This window comes from Aeromonas sp. R6-2 (genome assembly GCF_040908155.1).
In the GTDB taxonomy this organism is placed as follows: domain Bacteria; phylum Pseudomonadota; class Gammaproteobacteria; order Enterobacterales; family Aeromonadaceae; genus Aeromonas; species Aeromonas schubertii.
On sequence record NZ_JBFODE010000045.1, the window covers coordinates 111,407 to 133,694 of the forward strand.

At 59.6% G+C, this 22,288-nt stretch carries 23 protein-coding genes; 4 read left to right on the forward strand and 19 right to left on the reverse strand.

Annotated features, from left to right (window positions below; all coding sequences use genetic code 11):
• Positions 1-23: 23 nt before the first annotated feature.
• From atpA to AB5Y48_RS12410, 19 genes are all read right to left on the reverse strand, one after another.
• The gene (atpA, locus tag AB5Y48_RS12320; RefSeq protein ID WP_050665277.1) at positions 24-1,565 is read right to left on the reverse strand and encodes a F0F1 ATP synthase subunit alpha; all 1,542 of its coding nucleotides are present in this window, start codon (positions 1,563-1,565) and stop codon (positions 24-26) included.
• A gap of 15 nt (positions 1,566-1,580) precedes the next feature.
• Complete coding sequence (gene atpH, locus AB5Y48_RS12325) at positions 1,581-2,114, reverse strand: F0F1 ATP synthase subunit delta (RefSeq protein WP_050665276.1); 534 nt, start codon at positions 2,112-2,114, stop codon at positions 1,581-1,583.
• Positions 2,115-2,127: 13 nt separating this feature from the next.
• Positions 2,128-2,598 (reverse strand): F0F1 ATP synthase subunit B, encoded by a 471-nt coding sequence (gene atpF, locus AB5Y48_RS12330; RefSeq protein WP_050665275.1) that lies wholly within the window; start codon positions 2,596-2,598, stop codon positions 2,128-2,130.
• Positions 2,599-2,660: 62 nt separating this feature from the next.
• Entirely contained in the window at positions 2,661-2,903 is a 243-nt protein-coding gene (gene atpE, locus AB5Y48_RS12335; RefSeq protein WP_050665274.1) for a F0F1 ATP synthase subunit C, read from the reverse strand.
• 30 nt (positions 2,904-2,933) lie between these two features.
• On the reverse strand, positions 2,934-3,713 hold the full coding sequence (gene atpB / locus AB5Y48_RS12340) for a F0F1 ATP synthase subunit A (RefSeq protein WP_050665273.1): 780 nt from the start codon (positions 3,711-3,713) through the stop codon (positions 2,934-2,936).
• Positions 3,714-3,721: 8 nt separating this feature from the next.
• On the reverse strand, positions 3,722-4,114 hold the full coding sequence (locus AB5Y48_RS12345) for an ATP synthase subunit I (RefSeq protein WP_050665272.1): 393 nt from the start codon (positions 4,112-4,114) through the stop codon (positions 3,722-3,724).
• A gap of 204 nt (positions 4,115-4,318) precedes the next feature.
• The gene (locus AB5Y48_RS12350) at positions 4,319-5,230 is read right to left on the reverse strand and encodes a ParB/RepB/Spo0J family partition protein (protein ID WP_050665271.1); all 912 of its coding nucleotides are present in this window, start codon (positions 5,228-5,230) and stop codon (positions 4,319-4,321) included.
• Positions 5,227-6,030: a ParA family protein gene (locus AB5Y48_RS12355; RefSeq protein WP_050665270.1), complete on the reverse strand. Its 804-nt coding sequence runs from the start codon at positions 6,028-6,030 to the stop codon at positions 5,227-5,229. Before AB5Y48_RS12355 ends, AB5Y48_RS12350 begins: the two co-directional genes overlap by 4 nt.
• Positions 6,031-6,058: 28 nt before the next feature.
• Positions 6,059-6,682 carry a 16S rRNA (guanine(527)-N(7))-methyltransferase RsmG gene (rsmG, locus tag AB5Y48_RS12360; RefSeq protein ID WP_050665376.1) on the reverse strand — a complete coding sequence of 208 codons (624 nt, stop codon included), beginning with the start codon at positions 6,680-6,682 and terminating at the stop codon, positions 6,059-6,061.
• Positions 6,683-6,703: 21 nt separating this feature from the next.
• On the reverse strand, positions 6,704-8,593 hold the full coding sequence (gene mnmG, locus AB5Y48_RS12365) for a tRNA uridine-5-carboxymethylaminomethyl(34) synthesis enzyme MnmG (protein WP_368164635.1): 1,890 nt from the start codon (positions 8,591-8,593) through the stop codon (positions 6,704-6,706).
• A gap of 510 nt (positions 8,594-9,103) precedes the next feature.
• A complete protein-coding gene (gene mioC / locus AB5Y48_RS12370; RefSeq protein ID WP_060583230.1) occupies positions 9,104-9,553 on the reverse strand; it encodes an FMN-binding protein MioC in 450 nt (149 codons plus the stop codon).
• 163 nt (positions 9,554-9,716) lie between these two features.
• Positions 9,717-11,078 carry a tRNA uridine-5-carboxymethylaminomethyl(34) synthesis GTPase MnmE gene (gene mnmE / locus AB5Y48_RS12375; protein ID WP_050665267.1) on the reverse strand — a complete coding sequence of 454 codons (1,362 nt, stop codon included), beginning with the start codon at positions 11,076-11,078 and terminating at the stop codon, positions 9,717-9,719.
• An 80-nt stretch (positions 11,079-11,158) separates the two neighbouring features.
• The gene (yidC, locus tag AB5Y48_RS12380; RefSeq protein ID WP_368164638.1) at positions 11,159-12,793 is read right to left on the reverse strand and encodes a membrane protein insertase YidC; all 1,635 of its coding nucleotides are present in this window, start codon (positions 12,791-12,793) and stop codon (positions 11,159-11,161) included.
• A gap of 5 nt (positions 12,794-12,798) precedes the next feature.
• The gene (gene yidD / locus AB5Y48_RS12385; RefSeq protein WP_082177893.1) at positions 12,799-13,047 is read right to left on the reverse strand and encodes a membrane protein insertion efficiency factor YidD; all 249 of its coding nucleotides are present in this window, start codon (positions 13,045-13,047) and stop codon (positions 12,799-12,801) included.
• Positions 13,014-13,370, reverse strand: coding sequence for a ribonuclease P protein component (gene rnpA / locus AB5Y48_RS12390; protein ID WP_368164640.1), 357 nt, complete (start codon positions 13,368-13,370; stop codon positions 13,014-13,016). The genes yidD and rnpA overlap by 34 nt, the downstream gene beginning before the upstream one ends.
• Positions 13,370-13,504: a 50S ribosomal protein L34 gene (gene rpmH / locus AB5Y48_RS12395; RefSeq protein WP_005351555.1), complete on the reverse strand. Its 135-nt coding sequence runs from the start codon at positions 13,502-13,504 to the stop codon at positions 13,370-13,372. The genes rnpA and rpmH overlap by 1 nt, the downstream gene beginning before the upstream one ends.
• A 263-nt stretch (positions 13,505-13,767) precedes the next feature.
• Complete coding sequence (locus AB5Y48_RS12400) at positions 13,768-14,502, reverse strand: amino acid ABC transporter ATP-binding protein (protein WP_050665264.1); 735 nt, start codon at positions 14,500-14,502, stop codon at positions 13,768-13,770.
• A 10-nt stretch (positions 14,503-14,512) separates the two neighbouring features.
• Positions 14,513-15,181: an amino acid ABC transporter permease gene (locus AB5Y48_RS12405; RefSeq protein WP_368164642.1), complete on the reverse strand. Its 669-nt coding sequence runs from the start codon at positions 15,179-15,181 to the stop codon at positions 14,513-14,515.
• Positions 15,182-15,931 (reverse strand): amino acid ABC transporter substrate-binding protein, encoded by a 750-nt coding sequence (locus tag AB5Y48_RS12410; protein ID WP_050665263.1) that lies wholly within the window; start codon positions 15,929-15,931, stop codon positions 15,182-15,184.
• Between the two features lie 293 nt (positions 15,932-16,224).
• On the opposite strand from AB5Y48_RS12410, the gene dnaA reads away from it, so the two are divergent.
• The 4 genes from dnaA to gyrB are packed head-to-tail and all read left to right on the forward strand — an operon-like array spanning position 16,225 to position 22,222.
• A complete protein-coding gene (dnaA, locus tag AB5Y48_RS12415; RefSeq protein WP_050665262.1) occupies positions 16,225-17,592 on the forward strand; it encodes a chromosomal replication initiator protein DnaA in 1,368 nt (455 codons plus the stop codon).
• A 15-nt stretch (positions 17,593-17,607) separates the two neighbouring features.
• Entirely contained in the window at positions 17,608-18,711 is a 1,104-nt protein-coding gene (gene dnaN, locus AB5Y48_RS12420) for a DNA polymerase III subunit beta (RefSeq protein ID WP_050665261.1), read from the forward strand.
• 2 nt (positions 18,712-18,713) lie between these two features.
• Positions 18,714-19,814, forward strand: coding sequence for a DNA replication/repair protein RecF (recF, locus tag AB5Y48_RS12425; RefSeq protein WP_224160928.1), 1,101 nt, complete (start codon positions 18,714-18,716; stop codon positions 19,812-19,814).
• Positions 19,811-22,222 (forward strand): DNA topoisomerase (ATP-hydrolyzing) subunit B, encoded by a 2,412-nt coding sequence (gene gyrB / locus AB5Y48_RS12430; protein ID WP_136614555.1) that lies wholly within the window; start codon positions 19,811-19,813, stop codon positions 22,220-22,222. Before recF ends, gyrB begins: the two co-directional genes overlap by 4 nt.
• Positions 22,223-22,288: the final 66 nt, after the last annotated feature.

Consider the following 22,288-nt stretch of genomic DNA (forward strand, 5'->3'; position numbering starts at 1 on the left):
CAGCCCGGGGCTGCCACACACGCTTACCAGGTCTGGGTTGCTTTGAAGGTATCGAGCAACGCAGTCAGCTTGCCAACGATCGCGTCGTTGTAGTCGGCCTTGGCATTGATTTCAGCCATCAGCTCGCCATGCTGGGTATTAGCGTAGGAGACCAGAGCGGCTTCGAAGTCGACCACTTTGTTCAGGTCAACGTCGTTGAGGTAACCCTTCTCGGCCGCGAACAGCACCAGTGCCTGGTGAGCAACGCTCATCGGGGCATACTGCTTCTGCTTCATCAGCTCGGTTACCTTCTGGCCGTGATCCAGCTGCTTGCGGGTCGCATCATCCAGATCGGAAGAGAACTGGGCGAAGGCGGCCAGTTCGCGATACTGGGCCAGAGCGGTACGGATACCACCGGACAGCTTCTTGATGATCTTGGTCTGAGCCGCACCACCTACACGGGATACGGAGATACCCGGGTCAACGGCCGGACGAATACCGGAGTTGAACAGCTGGGTAGTCAGGAAGATCTGGCCGTCGGTGATGGAGATCACGTTGGTCGGAACGAATGCGGATACGTCGCCGGCCTGGGTTTCGATGATCGGCAGGGCGGTCAGAGAACCGGTCTGGCCTTTCACTTCGCCCTTGGTGTACTTCTCAACGTACTCTTCGTTGACGCGAGCGGCACGCTCGAGCAGACGGGAGTGCAGATAGAAGACGTCACCCGGGTAGGCTTCACGTCCAGGCGGACGGCGCAGCAGCAGGGAGATCTGACGGTAGGCAACGGCCTGCTTGGAGAGGTCGTCATAGATGATCAGGGCATCTTCGCCACGGTCACGGAAGTACTCACCCATGGAGCAACCGGCATAGGGAGCCAGGAACTGCAGGGCAGCCGCTTCGGAGGCAGAAGCCACGACCACGACGGTGTTGGCCAGCGCGCCGTGCTCTTCCAGCTTGCGTACCACGTTGGCGATGGTGGAGGCCTTCTGACCTACCGCCACGTAGACACACTTAATGCCGGAGTCTTTCTGGTTGATGATGGTGTCGATGGCGATGGCGGTCTTACCCACCTGACGGTCACCGATGATCAGCTCACGCTGGCCACGACCGATGGGGATCATGGCGTCGATGGCTTTCAGACCGGTCTGGACAGGCTGGTCAACAGACTTACGCTCGATAACACCCGGGGCGATCACTTCTACCGGAGAGAAGCCATCGTGCTCAACCGGGCCCTTACCGTCGATCGGTTGACCCAGGGTGTTGACCACCCGGCCCAGCAGACCACGGCCAACCGGCACTTCCAGGATACGACCGGTACCCTTGACCTTCATCCCTTCGGCCAGATCGGCGTAGGGACCCATGACCACGGCACCAACGGAGTCACGCTCCAGGTTCAATGCCAGAGCGTAGCGGTTGCCCGGCAGCTCGATCATCTCACCCTGCATGGCGTCGGCCAAGCCGTGGATACGAATGATACCGTCGCTCACAGAGACGATGGTACCTTCGTTGTGCGCCTCGCTCTTGATCTCAAACTGCGCAATGCGCTGCTTGATCAGCTCGGCGATTTCAGTGGAATTCAGTTGCATGCTCTAATACCCCAATCAAGATTGCAGCGCGTCGGCCATCCGATCCAGTTTACCGCGGAGGGAACCGTCGATAACCAGGTCGCCGGCTCTGATGAGCACTCCGGCCATCAAGGACGCATCTGTGCTGCAATTCAGCTTCACTTTGCGCGCGAGACGTTTTTCCAGAGAAGCCTGAATGTCGGCTTTCTGCTGTTCGGTCAGCTCGACCGCCGATACCACCTCGGCCTCGACACTCTTCTCGTGTTCGGCCTTGAGCAGGTGGAATTCGACAGCCACAGCCGGCAGTACACTCAAACGACCATTCTCGGCCATCACCCGGATCAGGTTTTGGCCGTGCTCGTTGAGTTGCTCACCGCAGACACCGACAAACACGTTTGCCAGCTGGTCGGCAGCCATGGCGCCGCTAATCAGGGCAGCGACGGTGTCGTTCTCGGCCACCTGGGCCGCAAACTCCAGCATCTCCTGCCACTGGGCGATCGCCTGTTGCTCGACGGCAAAGTCGAAAGCAGCCTTGGCGTAGGGGCGAGCAATGGTAGTCAGTTCAGACATGGCCCCATTCCCGTTACAGTTCCGCTACCAGCTTGTCGACGATGTCGTTGTTGGCAGCCTGGTCGATGTGACGCTCCAGGATCTTCTCTGCGCCGGCGATGGCGAGGGCAGCAACCTGCTTGCGCAGCTCTTCTTTAGCACGATGACGTTCGGCTTCGATCTCGGCACGGCCTTGAGTCAGGATTTTCTCCCGCTCGGCCTGGGCAGCAGTGGTCGCTTCATCAATGATCTGGGCCTTACGCTTGTTGGCCTGCTCAATGATTTCGGAAGCCTGCTGTTTGGCCTCTTTCAGACGATCGGAAGCATTAGCCTGGGCCAGTTCCAGATCCTTCTTCGCGCGTTCTGCAGAAGAGAGGCCGTCAGCAATAGCTTTCTGGCGAGCCTCGATGGCAGCCATCAGCGGCGGCCATACAAACTTCATGCAGCACCAGACGAAGATGATAAAGGCGACTGTCTGGCCAAGGAGGGTGGCGTTGATATCCACAACCAGTTCCTCTCTATGTGAAGTTCAAAAAAAGTGGTGTTCGCTGAACAGTCACTCGAGAGTTAGGCGGAAACACCGAAGATCAGGTACAGACCCATACCCACGACGATCATCGGGATAGCGTCAACCAGACCCATAACGATGAAGAAGTTGGTACGCAGGATCGGCATCAGATCCGGCTGACGCGCAGCACCTTCCAGGAACTTGCCACCCAGCAGGGAGATGCCGATAGCGGCACCAACAGCGGCCATACCCAGCATGATTGCAGCGGCGAAGTAAATCATTTCCATCTTTAAGATCTCCAAACAGAGGCAGTTGCTAAAAAGTTAGTTAAATCAATGATCTTCACTGGCCATCGAGAGGTATACGATGGTCAGAACCATGAAGATAAAGGCTTGCAGAGTAATTACCAGAATGTGGAACAGCGCCCAGGGCACACTAAGGAGCCATTGGGACCACCACGGCAGCAGGCCGGCGATCAGGATAAAGACCAGTTCACCAGCATACATGTTACCGAACAGTCGCAGACCCAGAGAGATGGGCTTGGACAGCAGGGTAACCAACTCCAGCGCGAGGTTAACGGGGATCAGTGCCCAGTGGTTGAAGGGTTGAAGAGTCAACTCCTTCACAAACCCGGAAACGCCCTTCATCTTGATGCTGTAGATGATGATCAAGGCGAAGACACCCAGGGCCATGGACATGGTGATGTTAACGTCGGCGGAAGGAACTACTCGCAAGTAGGGGATACCCAACGCTTGTGCTGTGTAGGGCAGATAGTCGACCGGGATGAGGTCCATCAGGTTCATCAGGAATACCCAGACGAACACAGTCAGGGCCAGAGGGGCAATCATACGGCTCTTGCCGTGAAAGATCCCTTTGACGGTTCCATCCACAAACTCGACAACCATCTCTACAAAACACTGCAGCTTACCCGGTACACCGCTGGAGGCCGAAACGGCAACCTTGCGGAAGATCCAGATAAACAGCGCGCCGAGGACAACGGAAAATATCATGGAGTCGATATTTACCGCCCAGAACCCCGAACCCACTTGCAGATGGTGCAGGTGGTGGGAGATGTACCCCTGAGCAGTCAGGGCTTCTCCGGTTGCAGCCATGAGTTTTCCTAGTAGCGGTTATTGAGAATGATCGTAATGACCCATTGGAAAAACAGGGATAGGGCATAGGTGACGTAGAGAGGGAGGTGATCCGTCTCCAATTCAACCAGCACCATGACAAACAGCATCACGGTGCAGAGAAGCTTAATCCCTGCTCCAACGTAGAAGTCCCACAACACCACGCCCGGGCTGGTTCGAGACGCATCCCGTCCCAAAACCCAGAGGCTGTAGAGCAACTGCGGGAACCAGAATATCCCCCCCCCAACGAGGGCGGAATACCCGGCGAGCAGCCCCGAAAGTTGGTACCAGACGGCACCGCTCACCAGTATCAGGAAGAGATGGACCACAAGGAGGACCAAGCCAAGGCGTAGCCCCTGCCAGGTCTGTTTTACTGCAACCATCAGACTCCCCAAATGTAGCTAAACTGTAAAAAAAGGAGGTTAAACCCCCGATTCACACAGCTTAAACGCCGGTCAAATTATACCCGTGAAAAGGGCCATTGCAACACGACAGAAAGCCTTATTTTCTGCGGCGTTGGAGCGCATATTCAGCTTCCTTTCATATGCAATGTAATGCATGTTTTATTACTACAAAAAGCGCAAAAATTACGATTCTGATACGCCAAAATGGACCAATATCTTGTCCAATTCCGTCAAGCTCCCGTAACTTATCACTAACTTGCCGCTATCCTTTTTGCCTGTCTGGATCTGCACCCGGGAGCCGATCACGTCAGCCAGGCGACGCTCCAGATACTCGACCTGAGGGTCGGCGGCGACGGCGACTTTTGGCTCTTCCGGCTCTTGGCTCTTCTGCACCAGACGCTCGGTCTCACGCACCGTCAACCCCTTCTGCACCACGCTGCGAGCCAGCTCAGACTGCGCCTCGCCGCTCAGCGCCAGCAGGGCCCGGGCATGGCCCATGTCGAGGTCTCCGTGCTCCACCAGGCGCTTCACATCATCGTTGAGCTGGTTCAGACGCAGCAGGTTGGTGACCGTGGTACGCGACTTGCCCACCGCCTCGGCCACCTGTTGATGAGTCAGTTCGAACTCGGTCAACAGCCGCTGTAGAGCCACGGCTTCTTCGATGGCATTGAGATCCTCGCGCTGAATGTTCTCGATGAGGGCGATGGCCACGGCCGCCTCATCGGGAACCTCACGGATCAGACAGGGGACCACCTCGAGACGGGCCAGTTGGGCGGCACGCCAACGGCGCTCACCGGCGATGATCTCGAAACGCTGTTCGGACAGAGAGCGTACCACAATAGGCTGAATCACCCCTTGCGCACGAATTGAACTGGCCAGCTCTTCGAGCGCCTCCTGGGACATATCTTTGCGCGGCTGATACTTACCGGACTGCAGCCACTCCACCGGCAACTTGCGCAACTCCCCCTGGGGGATAACCGGCTGCATCGCCTGTTCGGTGCGCATGTCACTCTGAACCTGTTTCTGCCGGGCCGCAGAACTGGTGCTCAGCAGGGCATCGAGGCCCTTGCCGAGGCCACGTTTCTTCGGGGTCATAGGGTTTCTCGTTCTATGGCAGCGGCCTGTCGCTCTTGCTCCTGACGGCGCAGCATCTCGCCGGCCAGCGCCAGGTAGGCCTTGGCCCCTACCGAAGATTTGTCATAGTGCATGGCCGGCGCACCGAAGCTGGGGGCCTCGGCCAACCGGACATTGCGGGGGATGATGGTGCGGTAAACCTTGTCGCCAAAGTGCTGTTTCAGCTGATCGGACACATCATTGGCCAGGCGGTTACGGTGGTCGAACATGGTGCGCAGCACCCCTTCGATCCGCAACTCGGGATTGACCACGGCAGCCAGCTTGCTGATGGTATCGACCAGAGCCGTCAGCCCCTCCAGGGCATAGTACTCACACTGCATGGGCACCAGCACCGAATCGGCGGCGGCCATGGCATTGACGGTGAGCATGTTGAGGGAGGGAGGACAGTCGATGAAAATGTAATCGTACTTGTCCCGTACCGGGGCCAGGGCGTTACGCAGACGGATCTCGCGAGCGAAAAACTCCATCAGGCGGATCTCGGCCGCGGTGACATCCGCATTGGCGGCGATCAGGTGGTAACCCCCCGTAGTCTCGGGAATGATCACCTCGCCAACCGGCGCCTCTTCGATCAACAGCTCATAGGCAGTGCGCTCGACCTCGTACTTGTCGACCCCGCTGCCCATGGTGGCATTACCCTGGGGATCCAGGTCGATCACCAGCACCTTGCGCTTGGTGGCCGCCAGGGAGGCAGCCAGGTTGACACAGGTGGTCGTCTTGCCGACTCCACCCTTCTGGTTGGCTATGGCGATGACTTTTCCCACGCTCTCCCCTAACTCGATAGTGTGCCCACTAGGGCCGGGTAACATTCAACTCCAGCAGGTGGCGCTCCCCCTCCAGCTCAGGCACCTTGAGGGCATGAGAGGCGATGAGAGAGACGCCGGCTGGCAGAGTGGCCAACTCCTCGGCAGGGTAGACCCCTTTGAGTGCCAGGAAGCGACCGTCGGTGGCGGGCAGATGATGACACCAGGTCAACATGTCCTCGAGGGAGGCGAAGGCACGGCTCAGCACTCCGTCGAATCCCTGTTCGGGATGGTAATCTTCAACCCGGGACTGGACTGGCGTGACATTGGTCAACCCCAGCTCCAGGATCACCTGGCGAATGAAGCGAATCCGCTTGCCCAGGCTGTCGAGCAGTACAAACTGCTTGTCCGGATTGATGATAGCCAGCGGTAGCCCGGGTAATCCCGGACCCGTTCCCACATCGATGAAACGCTCCCCCTGCAGATAGGGGCTGACCACCAGACTGTCCATGATGTGCTTGACCAGCATGGCCTGCGGCTCGCGCACCGAGGTCAGATTGTAAGCCTTGTTCCACTTGTGCAGCAACTCAACCAACTGAACCAGTTGGCTCTTCTGTTGATCGGTAATAACAATACCGGCCTGCGCGAGCAGGCCGTTCAATCTTTCCAGCATGTTTTCCAACCGTATGAATCCTCAGGCGCTCTTGCGCAGCAGGCCGTGTTTTTTCAGGTGTACCAGCAGAATCGAGATGGCCGCCGGTGTGATGCCGGAGATGCGCGAGGCCTGACCTATGGTCTGAGGCTTGGCATCGTTGAGCTTGGCCACCACCTCGTTGGAGAGACCGTTGACGTCGCGATAATCGAGATCCAGCGGCAGCAGGGTGTGCTCGTTGCGCAACTGCTTCTCCACCTCGTCCTGCTGACGCTCGATGTAGCCGGCGTATTTGATCTGAATCTCCACCTGCTCGGCGGCCTGGGCGTGCTCCAGGCCGGGGCCAACCCCCTCGATCCCCATCAACGCCTCATAGGTCACTTCAGGGCGACGGATCAACTCCTCGAGAGAGTGCTCACGGGAGAGGGGAGTGGTGACCAGCTCGTTGATGGCGGGCAGGGAGGGATGCTGGGGATGGATCCAGCTACTGCGCAGACGCTGACGCTCCTGCTCGATAAGCTCCAGCTTCTGGTTGAACTTGCCCCAGCGCTCGTCATCGACCAGGCCCAGCTCGCGGCCGGCAGGGGTGAGGCGCAGATCCGCGTTGTCTTCACGCAGCAACAGGCGGTACTCGGCACGGCTGGTGAACATGCGATAGGGTTCACGGGTTCCCAGGGTGGAGAGATCGTCCATCATCACGCCCATATAGGCCTGATCCCGGCGCGGATGCCAGGGATCCTTCTCCTGGGCGCGCAGGGCGGCGTTGAGCCCCGCCAGCAGCCCCTGGGCACCGGCCTCTTCGTAGCCGGTGGTACCGTTGATCTGGCCGGCAAAGAAGAGATTCGGCACGAACTTGCTCTCCATGTTGGCCTTGAGATCCCTGGGATCGAAGAAGTCGTACTCGATGGCGTAGCCGGGGCGAGTGATATGGGCATTCTCGAAGCCGCGAATCGAGCGGACGATCTGCACCTGTACATCAAACGGCAAACTGGTGGAGATGCCGTTCGGATAGAGTTCGTGGGTAGTCAGCCCCTCGGGCTCGACGAAGATCTGGTGCGACGTCTTGTCGGCAAAACGCATGATCTTGTCTTCGATGGAGGGGCAGTAGCGCGGACCGATCCCCTCGATCACCCCGGCGTACATGGGGCTGCGATCCAGGTTACCGCGGATCACATCATGGGTGCACTCATTGGTATGGGTCACGAAGCAGGAGATCTGGCGCGGGTGGTGGCTGGCCTCGCCGATGAAGGAGAAGAGCGGTGTCGGCGTATCTCCCGGCTGTTCCTGCATCACGGAGAAGTCGACGCTGCGGGCATCGATGCGGGGCGGAGTCCCCGTCTTGAGACGATCGATACGCAGAGGCAGCTCACGCAGCCGTTGGGCCAGGGCGATCGAGGGCGGATCCCCGGCGCGACCACCCCGGTAGTTCTCGAGACCGACGTGGATCAGCCCGTTGAGGAAGGTCCCCACGGTCAGCACGACCGCCTTGGCGCTGAAGCGGATCCCGGTTTGGGTCACGACACCGACGACCTTGTCACCATCCATGACGAGATCGTCACACGCCTGCTGGAAGATCTTCAGGTTTGGCTGATTCTCCAGCATCTGGCGTACGACCGCCTTGTAGAGCAGGCGATCGGCCTGGGCACGAGTCGCGCGTACTGCAGGCCCCTTGGAAGAGTTGAGGGTGCGGAACTGGATCCCCCCATGATCGATGGCGCGCGCCATGATCCCGCCCAGTGCATCGATCTCTTTAACCAGATGTCCTTTTCCGATCCCACCGATGGCCGGGTTGCACGACATATGCCCCAGCGTATCGATATTGTGGGTCAGCAGCAGGGTGTTCATCCCCATACGAGCCGCTGCCGTGGCCGCTTCGGTACCGGCGTGACCGCCACCGACGACGATCACATCAAATTGTTCATGGTATTGCATCTGGATCACCTTGATCGGAACGCCTGAAGATCTCTGTTTGCCTGGGCGTAAAAAGGCGGAACATTCTATCCGTTTAAGGGCAGGAGGGGAACGTCTACTTAACGTCCAATATAGATCCAGGATCCGCTAAATAGATCTTAAGGATCTTTAGATCGATCTTCTGTTGGATCTTTTATTAGATCCGGCGAGATCTGTTGATAAGCACTTTTTGATCAGAAAGATCATGGCGTTAAGCTCGATCGTCAGCTGTGGAAAAGCTTGGATCCGGGGGGCAGAAGCCGGGGGACAACTGGCCTACTTATACACAAACCAAATCCGAGTCATGGGTTGTTATTAGGATAACTATAGGTTTTTAAGAGGTTTGAAGGGTGTTTATCCACATGGATGGATAGGTATGTGGGTAAGCGTGTGAAAAGTGATCCGGAGCGGATCTGTTGATAAGTGAGTGGACAGGGGATCGCGCCGTGGTCGAAGGCGATCGGCCCGGTGGGCGCGATCCATGACTACTGATCATCCGATCAGGGGTATCCACTCCTGGATCCAGAGCTCGGCGGCATCTTCCGGGATCTCGTGGCGAGTCACGTCGATCTCGAGGCGCTCACCGATCCGGCTGGCCCCAAGTTCGCAAAGTTGTTGATCCAGCTGCTTTCCGGCGCCGCAAAAGGTGTCGTAGTTGCTGTCACCGAGTGCGATCACGCCGTAGCGTCGACCTGCAAGATCCGGTTTTTTAAGGGAAAGATCCAAAGAGAAGGGCTGCAGGTTGTCGGGCACGTCACCCGCACCATGAGTGGAGGTGACCACCAGGAGAATACCGTCGGGATCGGCAAGAACCTCGTCGAGACGCGCCGGATTGTGCTCGGTGGCCTGGTGCCCGGCTTGCTCCAGCAGGCCGGCGACGTGTTCGGCAACATACTCGGCAGCTCCCAGCATGGAGCCGATCACCAGATGGACGTGAGCCATGGATAGATCCTGTTTACAGTGAGTGTGGGCGGATTCTACTCCCAACTCATGTGGATAAATATGGCTAAACCGTGGGGATAAGGAGATCGTTCAACGATCCACCCCCCTGGCTGGGGTTTGGGGGCGGGGAGGAAAAAGAAGAGGGGCTGGCGCCCCTCATTCATCATTTTCCGATGCAGAAACTCGAGAATATACGTCCCAGCAGATCGTCGGAGCTGAACTCTCCGGTGATCTCACTGAGGGATTCCTGGGCCAGGCGCAGCTCCTCGGCCACCAGCTCGCCGGCGACGAACACCTCGAGCTGCTCCTTGGCCACCAGCAGGCGCTCGGCCGCACGCTCCAGGGCGTCCAGGTGGCGGCGACGGGCCATGAAGCCCCCCTCGGTGTTGCTCTGGAAACCCATGATCCCCTTGAGGTGTTCGCGCAGGGCGGGCAGCCCCAGCTCGGTCTTGGCGGAGATGCGGTAGACGGGGTGGCCCTGCTCCTCGCCAGGAGCCAGATCCTCACCGGTCAGGTCGGCCTTGTTGCGGATCACCGTGAGGCCAATGTGGCGCGGCAGTCGATCCACAAAATCCGGCCAGATCTCGCGCGGGTCCACCGCGTCGGTGGTGGTGCCATCGACCATGAAGAGCACCCGGTCTGCCTGCTCTATCTCGGCCCAGGCGCGCTCTATGCCAATTCGTTCCACCTGGTCATCTGTCTCGCGCAGACCGGCGGTGTCGATGATGTGCAGCGGCATGCCATCGATGTGGATGTGCTCGCGCAGCACGTCACGGGTGGTACCGGCGATCTCGGTGACGATGGCCGATTCGCGTCCGGCCAGGGCGTTGAGCAGGCTCGATTTGCCGGCGTTGGGACGGCCGGCGATCACCACCTTCATCCCCTCACGCAGCAGGGCACCCTGCTTGGCTTGTGAGCGCACACTCTCGAGATCGTCCATGATGGCGTAGAGATCTCCTGCCACCTTGCCGTCGGAGAGGAAGTCGATCTCTTCGTCGGGGAAGTCGATGGCCGCTTCCACATAGATGCGCAGGCGGATCAGACTCTCCACCAGCCGGTGGATACGGTTTGAGAACTCCCCCTGCAGGGAGTGCATGGCGCTGCGGGCGGCTTGCTCGCTGGAGGCTTCGATGAGGTCGGCGATCGCCTCGGCCTGGGCCAGGTCCAGCTTGTCGTTCATGAAGGCGCGCTCGCTGAACTCGCCGGGGCGTGCCGGGCGAACCCCGTCAATCTGCAGAATGCGGCGCATCAGCATGTCGAGAATGACGGGGCCGCCATGCCCCTGCAGCTCCAGCACATCTTCGCCGGTGAAGCTGTTGGGGGCCTTGAACAGCAGGGCTATGCCCTGATCCAGCACTTCGCCGCCGCTATCGCGAAAGGGGAGGTATTCGGCATAGCGCACCCGGGGAAGGCGGCCCAGCACCTGCTCGGCGACCCGTTCGGCCAGTGGGCCCGAGACGCGCAATATGCCGACGCCACCACGGCCGGGAGGGGTGGCCTGGGCCACAATAGTCTCTGTACTCATCAATCTTCACTCCGTCCTGATGGGGCTCATTGTAATAAAAAAGGCGGCCAGAAGGCCGCCTTTTGTCATCGGATTCAGGGTTAGCTGCGGGTATGCAGGCCCTTCTTCTCCAGCTGACGGTAGATGATTGTCTGCTGGGTGATGGAGATGACGTTGCTCACCAGCCAGTAGAGGGTCAGACCGGCCGGGAACCAGAGGAACATGAAGGTGAAGATGATCGGCATGAAGTTCATCACCTTCTGTTGCATCGGGTCTGTGATGGTGGTCGGGCTCATCTTCTGCAGGAACCACATGGAGGCACCCATCAGCAGCGGCAGCACGAAGTAGGGGTCCTTGACCGACAGGTCGTGGATCCACAGGGCGAACGGTGCATGGCGCAGCTCGACCGATTCCATCAGTGCCCAGTAGAGGGCGATGAAGATGGGCATCTGGATCAGGATGGGCAGACAGCCGCCGAGCGGGTTGACCTTCTCCTTCTTGTAGAGCTCCATCATGCCCTGAGACATCTTCTGGCGATCGTCACCGAAGCGCTCGCGCAGGGCGGCCAGCTTGGGCTGCAGCATGCGCATCTTGGCCATGGAGGTGTACTGGGCCTTGGTCAGCGGGAACATGATGCCGCGCACCAGCAGGGTCAGCATGATGATGGCCAGACCCCAGTTTTGTACCAGGCCGTGGAACACGGTCAGCAGCCAGTGCAGGGGTTGGGCGATGAACCAGAGCCAGCCGTAGTCGACGGTCAGATCAAGGTGGTTGGCTACCTTGGCCATCTGATCCTGCAGCTTGGGACCGATCCACAGCTTGCCGTCCACTTCAGCGGTAGCGCCGGCGGCGATGTCGACCACAGGAGCCTTATAGCCGATGATGGCCTGCTGGTTGTTGTCGACCACGCGGGTATAGAAGGTGTTGCTCTGATCGGCCTGGGGAGCCCAAGCGGTCACGAAGTAGTGTTGCAGCATGGCAACCCAACCACCCTGGGTGCTCTTCTCCAGGTTGGCTTCCTTCATCTCGTCGAAGGAGTACTTCTTGTAGCGGGTGTCCGCGGTGGAGAAGGCACCACCACGGTAGGCGCTGGCCACCATGGCGTGACCCTGCTGACCTTCGGGGGTCGCAATGGTCTGCTTCAGCTGGCCATAGAACTGCACCTGTACCGGTTGCTCGCTCTTGTTGTCGATCTTGAAGTCGACGCCAACGGCGTAGTCACCACGCTTGAGTACGAACTCCTTGGTGAAGGTGACGCCCTTGTCGTTGGTCCAGCTCATGGGCACCACCACGCTCTCCTGGCCATCGGCCAGGGTATAGCTGATTTGCTCGGTGCTGTAGGTGGGGCGGCCTTCCGGACGGGTATCCGGGCCATCACGACCGATCAGGCCACTCTGGGCGATGTAGAGGTGCTTGCCGGTTTCCAGCAGTACGAACGGCTGATCCTTGCCTTGCTCCAGGCTGTGAGCCAGCAGCTCGGCCTTGACGATGTCGCCACCCTGGGTGTCCAGGGTCAGCTTGAGGACGTCGGAGGAGACGGTGATCAGCTTGCGGGCGGCGTTGGCCTGCTCGGCAACCTGGGGGACGTCAGCGGACTGACCGGCAGGGACAAAGTGCTCGGCCTGGGCCGCGACAGTGGGCACCGGCTTCGGCGCCTTGTCGGCTTCCCACTGTTGCCAGAGCAGAAAGCTCACGAACAGCAGGCCGATCAGAAGTAGATTGCGTTGAGATTCCATAGTCGTCAGTTTCTTCGCTTGGGTTGCGGAACCGGGTCATAACCACCCTCGGATAAGGGGTGGCATTTTAATAGACGTTTACCGCCTAACCAAATGCCAGTTATGAAACCGTGAAGTCGGATTGCTTCTATCGCGTATTGAGAACAAGTCGGGGTAAAGCGACAACGGGGTCCCAGCAGGGGGCTGATCACCAGTTGATACAGACGTATCAGCTTGATGGCTACCCATTGCAACGGCGTGACAGGGTGCGCCATAGCTTTTCCAGTAACTTGAACAGTTCCTCGTTATCCATCTCGCGTACACCACCCTTGACGATCACGACGATGTCGATGGCCGGCAGTTGATGCTGCTTGAGACGGAAACTCTCGCGAACGACTCGTTTGACACGGTTGCGCCAGACGGCACGCTTGAGCGCCTTTTTGGGCACGGCAAGACCGAGTCGGGGATGGTCGAGAGAATTGGGAACAGCGAGGAGGGTTAATTGCGGTGAAGCGGCCCGGACAGGCTCTGCGAATACACGCTTGAAATGATCGGGAGTTAACAGACGTAACTCCCGGGGGAAGGTGTGCGTTGGCATTAAACTACCAGGCGAGCACGACCCTTGGCACGACGAGCGGCCAGAACTTTACGACCGTTGGCAGTGGCCATACGAGCGCGGAAACCGTGAGTGCGCTTGCGCTTCAGGTTGGAGGGTTGGAAAGTACGTTTCATGATTTTCTACCGTCTTACTGTACAGTTTTGATTGTCACACTTTAGCCGACGCGCCAGCTAACAGCGTGTGACGACTAGCAAAAGAGGCCGAATTCTAAACAGAGTTCGGCTTTTAGTCAATCCGCCGGGGATTGCCGACATCACCTTGCGGCTCTGCCAACGCACGATCCCGGTGGATCGCGGGCACCGGATTATACTGGCTGCCCGCACAGGCACAAGGATCCTCTGCGAAAAAAGGCGGCTTTCGCCGCCAAACACAGAGTCTACTTGAGTACTTTACGCAGGAAGGTGCGGGTTCTGGGATCCTTGGGGTCGACCAGGATCTCGCCGGGAGGTCCCTGTTCGACGATGCGGCCCCCTTCCATAAAGATCACCCGATCCGCCACTTCCCGGGCAAATTCGATCTCGTGGGTCACCACCACCATGGTCTGGTGACGACGCGCCAGCTGTTTCATCAGCCCGAGCACCTCGTCGACCCACTCGGGGTCGAGGGCCGAGGTGGGCTCGTCGAACAGGATCACCTTGGAGTGAGCCGCCATGGCCCGCCCTATGCCCACGCGCTGCTGTTGGCCCCCGGAGAGGGAAGAGGGGTAGGCATCCTTCTTTTCCTCGAGGCCGATGTCGCGCAGGATCCCGAGCGCGGTGGCATTGGCCTCGGCGCGTGGCTGCTTCCACACGGTCACCAGCCCCTCGGCGATATTCTCCTGGGCTGTCTTGTTGGCAAACAGGGCGTAGTTTTGGAACACGAACGAGGCGCGCTTGCGCAGCTCGATGGCCTGGCGATCGCTGGCCCTGGCCAAATCCATATTGAGATCGTCGATGGCCAGTTGGCCTGCATCCGGCGTCTCCAGCAGGTTGAGGCAGCGCAGCAGGGTGGACTTGCCGGTCCCGGAGGGGCCTATGATGACCACAATCTCGCCCTTGCCCACCTCCAGATCGATGCCGTCGAGCACCGTCTTGCCGTCATAGGCCTTGCGCAGGCCGGTCAGTTTAATCATGGCGGCCTCCTCAATAAGCCCGGTTGAGACGCAGCTCCAGCAGGTGCTGCAGGCGGGTGAAGACGATCACCACCACCCAGTAGATGAGTGCCACCGCCATGAAGCTCTCGAAGAAGCGGAAGGAGGAAGAGGCCTCCATCTGCGCCTTGCCCATCAGCTCGGCCACCCCGAAGGTGAAGGCGAGCGAGGTACTCTTGATCATGTCGATGAAGTAGTTCATCAGAGACGGCGACGCGATGCGGGCCGCCTGGGGCAATATGATGCGTTGCATCGCCTGTAGCCGGCTCATGCCGATGCTGAGAGCTGCCTCCATCTGGCTCTTGTGGATGCCGAGGATGGCGGCGCGGATCGATTCGGCCATGTAGGCGGCGAAGTGCAGGGTGAGGCCCACCACGGCGGCCGTGAAGGCATCCATCCCGACGAAGAGCGGGAAGACCTGGGGCAGGCCATAGTAGAGCAGAAACAACTGGACCAGCAGCGGTGTCCCCCGGAAGAAGGAGATATAGAGCATGGCCAGCCAGTGGATCAGGGGAACGCGAAACACCCGTACAATCGCCAGGATCAGCGACAGTACGAGTGCCATGGCGAACCCCCACAGGGCCATCTCCATCGTGGTGCCCAGATACTTGAGCAGGATGGGAAACAGCCCCAGGGTGTAGTCGACGTCAAATTCCATCATTTATTTGCTGGTAATGTCGGCGTCAAACCACTTCTCGGAGATCTGGCGCAGGGTGCCGTCGGCACGCATGGCAGTCAGGGCGCCGTCGACCTTCTTCAGCAGTGCCTCCTGCTCCGGGTTCTTCAGGAAGGGGAGGGCGTTCTCTATGGTCTCGAACGGCTGACCGGCCTGCTGCAGGGGGAGTTTGGACTCCTTGATCAGCTGGGCGGTGGAGACGCGGTCCATCACGAAGGCATCGATTCGGCCCAGGGCAACATCCTGCTCGAAGGCGGAGTCATAGGTGCGGATGTCGATCTTCTTCTCGGGATCGTTCTTGCGCAGCAGTTGCTCGAAGTTGGACCCCAGGTTCACCGCCACCTTCTTGCCGGCCAGATCAGTCAACCCGTGGATGGTATCGTTGCCCTTGCGCACCACGATCTGGGCGCCGTCGTAGACGTAGGGCTGGGAGAAGGCGTACTTGGCCTTGCGCTCGTCGGTGATGGTGATCTGGTTGGAAATGGTGTCGATCTTGCCGGTTTCCAGCATACCAAACAGGCCGGAGAAGCTGGCGGTCACAAACTCGACCTGGTCGCCGGTTCGCTTGCCGATCTCGTTCCACATGTCGATCTCGAACCCTTGCAGCTTGTCTTGCTTGACGAAGGTGAACGGGAAGTACTTGCCGGACATGCCGACCTTGATGGTCTCGGCATGAACACCGGTGGAAAGAGCGGCCAGCAGGATGGCGGCGCCGGAAATCAGCTTGATGGACATGGAATTACCTCTCTGTGTCTGATTTGTTGTTATGTCGTGCGGTTGGTGGCCATGCTATTGGAATAAACGTCTCTCTATAAAGACGCCTTGGTTATATAACATAACCATTTTTTCAGGATCGTGAGTCTGATCTTCCTGTGGGTAACTTTGGGGATGAATCCCGATTCGGGGGGCGTGGATCCTTGAAAGTCAAGGATCTTATTTGCTGGATCCCGGAGGCGATCGCTGGAGATCCCCCCCCCGAAAACGTACAATAGCCGGTCTTTGGTTCAACACTTTTACGGGAGTTTAGAGTGACTGCTTCGCTATGGCAGCAGTGCCTTAACCGGCTGCAAGATGAGTTGCCCTCGGCAGAATTCAGCATGTGGATCCGGCCGCTACAAGCGGAGTTGAGTGAAGATACTCTGACCCTGTATGCCCCGAATCGCTTCGTGCTCGACTGGGTACGAGACAAGTATCTGATCCGCGTTAACGGCATCATCAAGGAGCTGTGTGGCGTCGATGGCCCGGCCCTGCGCTTCGACATCGGCAGTCGTACCAATCCCGTGGTAGCCCGTGCCCCGGTACGGGGTAGTGCCCCTGTGCATAACCCGCAAAAGAGCTGGGATAACAAGCCGGAAGCCAAACCCGAACCGAATCACAAGAGCAACACCAACGTGAACTATACCTTCGACAACTTCGTCGAGGGTAAGTCGAACCAGCTGGCCCGCGCGGCGGCCCGCCAGGTGGCCGATAACCCCGGTGGGGCCTACAACCCGCTCTTCCTCTACGGCGGTACCGGTCTCGGTAAGACTCACCTGCTCCATGCGGTGGGTAATGCCATCAAAGACCGCAAGCAGGATGCCAAGGTTATCTACATGCACTCCGAGCGGTTCGTGCAGGACATGGTGAAGGCGCTGCAGAACAACGCTATCGAGGAGTTCAAGCGTTACTACCGTAGCGTGGATGCCCTGCTCATCGATGACATCCAGTTTTTCGCCAACAAGGAGCGCTCCCAGGAGGAGTTCTTCCACACCTTCAACGCCCTGCTCGAAGGCAATCAGCAGATCATCCTCACCTCGGATCGTTATCCCAAGGAGATCGACGGGGTGGAGGACAGACTCAAGTCCCGCTTCGGCTGGGGCCTGACCGTGGCGATCGAGCCCCCTGAGCTGGAGACCCGGGTCGCGATCCTGATGCGCAAGGCGGAAGAGAACAAGATCCATCTTCCCGACGAGGTGGCCTTCTTCATCGCCAAGCGCCTGCGCTCCAACGTGCGCGAACTGGAAGGGGCCCTCAACCGGGTCATCGCCAACGCCAACTTCACCGGCCGTGCCATCAACATCGACTTCGTGCGCGAGGCCCTGCGCGATCTGCTGGCCCTGCAGGAGAAGCTGGTTACCATCGACAATATCCAGAAAACGGTGGCCGAGTACTACAAGATCAAGGTGGCGGATCTGCTCTCGAAGCGCCGTTCTCGTTCCGTGGCGCGCCCGCGTCAGCTTGCCATGGCCCTGGCCAAGGAGCTGACCAACCACAGCCTGCCCGAGATTGGCGACGCCTTCGGTGGCCGTGACCACACCACAGTGCTGCACGCCTGTCGCAAGATAGAGCAGCTGCGCGAGGAGAGTCACGACATCAAGGAAGACTACTCCAACCTGATCCGCACCCTCTCTTCCTGATAACGGAGAACACAGATGCAGCTCGAAATCAGCCGCGAGGCCCTGTTACGTCCCCTGCAACTGGTGTCCGGCGCCCTCGGTGGCCGACCGACCTTGCCCATTCTCGGCAACGTGTTGATCGACGTGAGTAATGGCTCACTGTCGCTGACCGGCACGGATCTTGAAGTCGAAATGGTCGGTCAGGTCCCCCTGATTGGCGCGAGTCAAGACGGCCGCACCACGGTACCGGCCCGCAAGCTATTGGATATCTGCCGTGGCCTGCCGGAAGGGGCCGACATCCACCTCACCACTGAAGGGGAGCGCCTCATCATCCGTTCCGGCCGCTCCCGCTTTAACCTCTCTACCCTGCCGGCCAGCGAATATCCGAATATCGAGGACTGGGAGTCCGTGCTCGAGTTCGACATCAGCCAGCTGGAGCTCAAGCGGCTCATCGAGGCGACCCAGTTCTCCATGGCCAGCCAGGATGTGCGCTACTACCTCAACGGCATGTTGTTCGAGACCGAGGGGCTGGGGCTGCGCACCGTCGCCACCGATGGCCACCGTCTGGCCACCTGTCGGCGTGAGGTGGTGCAGGATGCGCTGCCCGATCATCAGGTCATACTGCCGCGCAAAGGGGTGCTGGAGCTGGTACGCCTGCTCGAGGCCGAAGAGAAGCCGGTTCGCCTGCAGGTTGGTCGCAGCAATCTGCGCGCCGTGCTGGATGGCTTTATCTACACCTCAAAACTGGTGGACGGCCGTTTCCCCGATTGGCGTCGGGTTATCCCGCGCGGTAACGACAAGGCGCTCATCTCGGGTCGTGAAGATCTGCGTCAGGCCTTTGCCCGTGCCGCCATCCTCTCCAACGAAAAGTTCCGGGGCGTGCGTCTGAACCTGCAGGAGAACCTGCTGCGCATCACCGCCAACAACCCGGAACAGGAGGAGGCCGAGGAGCTGCTCGACGTCCAGTATGCGGCGGGTGAGCTGGAGATCGGCTTCAACGTCTCTTATGTGCTCGACGTGCTGAATACGTTAAAATGCGAGCAGATTCGGATCAGCCTGGGCGACTCCATCAGCAGCGCCATCATCGAGGATCTGGAGAGTCAGGACGCCCAGTACATCGTCATGCCGATGCGGATCTAGTCGTGACCCTCTCCCGGCTGCAGATTGGCCAGTTCCGTAATATCGAACAGGCCGCTCTGGATCTGGCGCCCGGTCTCAATGTGTTGATCGGGCGCAACGGTAGTGGCAAGACCAGCGTGCTGGAGGCGATCCACTACCTGGGGTTGGGACGCTCGTTTCGCACCCACCTCACCGGTCGGGTGATCCGCCAGGGAGAGAAGGCCTTCACCCTGTTTGCCCGCATGGAGCGGGAGGATGAGGCGATACCGGTCGGTCTCTCCAAGGACAAGAGCGGAGAAACCCAGCTCAGGATCGACGGGGCACCGGCCAAGGCATTGGCCGAGCTGGCCGAGTTGATGCCAGTGCAGCTGATCCACCCCGATGGATTCAATCTGCTGACCGGTGGACCACAGCCACGGCGAGCCTGGCTCGACTGGGGTCTGTTTCACAGTGAACCCGGTTTCCTGAGCCTGTGGGGGCGGGTCAAGCGACTGCTCAAGCAGCGCAATGCCCTGCTGCGCACCGCCACTCAGTACCGCCAACTGGCATTCTGGGATCAGGAGTTGGCTCGCCTCGGCGATGAACTGGCCCAGCTACGCGCCAACTACTGTCAGGCCATTTCTCCCCTGATCCGGGAGATGACGGCAGATTTCCTGCCCGAATTTGAGATCAACCTCGGCTTCTACCGGGGTTGGGAAAAAGAGACGCCGCTGGACGAACTGCTGGTGGCGGGATTTGAGCGGGACAGAGCGCTCGGCTATACCGGCGTGGGTCCCCAGAAGGCGGATGTTCGCCTCAAGGCCAATGGTGTGCCTGCCCAGGATATTCTCTCCCGTGGCCAGCTCAAGCTGCTGGTGTGTGCCATGCGTCTGGCACAGGGAGTATTCCTGCGCGAGCAGAGTGGCCGTGGCTGCATTTTTTTAATTGACGATTTTGCCTCAGAGCTGGATGTCGAGAAGCGTCGCCTGCTGGCGGCTCGGCTGAGGGAGTGTGCCTCCCAGGTGTTTATCACCGCCATCGACATCGAGCAGCTGGCCGACATGATGGACGCCGGCGAGTGCAAGTTGTTCCACGTGGAACAAGGCAAGATCTCCGAACCCAAGAAGGCAGAGAGTAAGCTATGAGTGAGAACACTTACGACTCCTCGAGTATCAAGGTACTGAAGGGCCTGGATGCGGTCCGCAAGCGCCCGGGGATGTATATCGGCGACACGGACGATGGCTCGGGCCTGCACCACATGGTGTTCGAAGTGGTCGACAACTCCATCGATGAGGCTCTGGCCGGCTACTGCAGCGAGATTCAGGTCAAGATTCACTCCGACGGTTCCGTCTCGGTGCGCGACAACGGTCGTGGCATTCCGGTCGACATCCACCCGGAAGAGGGTCGCTCCGCCGCCGAGGTCATCATGACCGTGCTGCACGCGGGCGGTAAGTTCGACGACAACTCTTACAAGGTTTCCGGCGGTCTGCACGGGGTCGGTGTCTCGGTTGTTAACGCCCTCTCCGACACCCTCAAGCTGACCATCCGCCGTCAGGGCCATGTCTACGAGCAGACCTACAAGCTGGGCGAGCCGCAGGCGCCCCTCAAGCAGATCGGCGATGCCACCACCACGGGTACCGAGGTGCGCTTCTGGCCGAGCCCGACCATCTTCAGTGATACCCTGTTCCACTACGAGATCCTGGCCAAGCGTCTGCGCGAGCTCTCCTTCCTCAACTCCGGCGTCTCCATCCTGCTGACCGACGAGCGTGATGGTCGTGAGGTGCACTTCTGCTACGAGGGCGGTATCAAGGCCTTCGTCGAGTACCTGAACCAGAGCAAGACCCCGATCCATCAGAAGGTGTTCCACTTCAGCGCCGACCAGGATGGCATCGGTGTCGAAGTCGCCATGCAGTGGAACGACGGCTATCAGGAAGGGGTGTACTGCTTCACCAACAACATCCCGCAGCGTGACGGTGGTACCCACCTGGCCGGCTTCCGCGCCGCCCTGACCCGTACCCTGAACAGCTACATGGACAAGGAAGACTACAGCAAGAAGGCCAAGACCTCCGCCAGCGGCGACGACGTGCGCGAAGGCCTGGTGGCGGTCATTTCGGTCAAGGTGCCGGATCCCAAGTTCTCCTCCCAGACCAAGGACAAGTTGGTCTCCTCCGAGGTGAAGACCGCCGTCGAGCAGGCCATGGCCGACAAGCTGGCCGACTTCCTGCTGGAAAACCCGGGCGACGCCAAGATCGTGGTCAACAAGATCATCGACGCGGCCCGTGCCCGTGAGGCGGCCCGTAAGGCGCGCGAGATGACTCGCCGCAAGGGTGCCCTGGACATCGCCGGCCTGCCCGGCAAGCTGGCCGACTGCCAGGAAAAAGATCCGGCGCTTTCTGAACTTTACATCGTCGAGGGTGACTCTGCGGGCGGTTCCGCCAAGCAGGGTCGTAACCGGAAGAACCAGGCCATCCTGCCGCTCAAGGGCAAGATCCTGAACGTGGAGAAGGCGCGCTTCGACAAGATGATCTCCTCTCAGGAGGTCGGCACCCTGATCACCGCACTCGGCTGCGGCATCGGCCGCGACGAGTACAATCCGGACAAAATGCGCTACCACAACGTCATCATCATGACCGATGCGGACGTCGATGGTGCCCACATCCGGACCCTGCTGCTGACTTTCTTCTATCGTCAGATGCCCGAGATCATCGAGCGTGGCTACGTCTATATCGCCCAGCCGCCGCTCTACAAGGTCAAGAAGGGTAAGCAGGAGCAGTACCTGAAAGACGAAGATGCCCTGCTGCAATACCAGACCACCATGGCGCTGGACGAGGCGAGCCTGCACGTCAACGAGTCGGCCCCGGCCATCTCGGGTAGCGCGCTGGAGCGTCTGGTCAATCAGTATCGCTCCGTGACCAGCCTGATCGGCCGCATGTCACGCCGTGCCCCCGAGGCGGTACTGGATCAGCTGATCTACCACCCGGCCCTGGGCGACGAGTTGCTGGTCGATGAGGCCGCCCTCAAGGCATGGTGTGATGCCGTCAACCTCAAGCTGAACGAGAGCACCAACGGCGTGCAGTACAACCTGGTGCCGCGCCGTGACGAGGAGCGCAGCCTCTTCATCCCGGTCGCCCTGGTTCGCCAGCACGGTATCGAGCGCGAGTTCCCGCTCAGCCACGACTTCCTGCAATCCCCGGAGTACCAACAGCTGGTTGCCCTGGGCAAGGAGATCGCCAACCTCATCGAGGAAGGCGGCTTCGTGAAGCGTGGCGAGAAGGTCAAGCCGGTCACCAGCTTCGTCGAGGCGGTCGAGTGGCTGATGGGTGAAGGCAAGCGCGGCATCTATATCCAGCGTTATAAGGGACTGGGTGAGATGAACCCGGAGCAGCTGTGGGAAACCACCATGGATCCGGAGACCCGCCGCATGCTGCGCGTCACCATCGAAGACGCCGTCGGCGCCGACCAGCTCTTCTCCACCCTGATGGGTGACGCCGTTGAGCCGCGTCGTGACTTCATCGAGACCAACGCCCTGCGGGTTGCCAACCTCGACGTCTAATCGTCCGATACGCCAAGCATGAGAAAGCCGGTCCCTGTGACCGGCTTTTGTTTTTGGTGGACACGT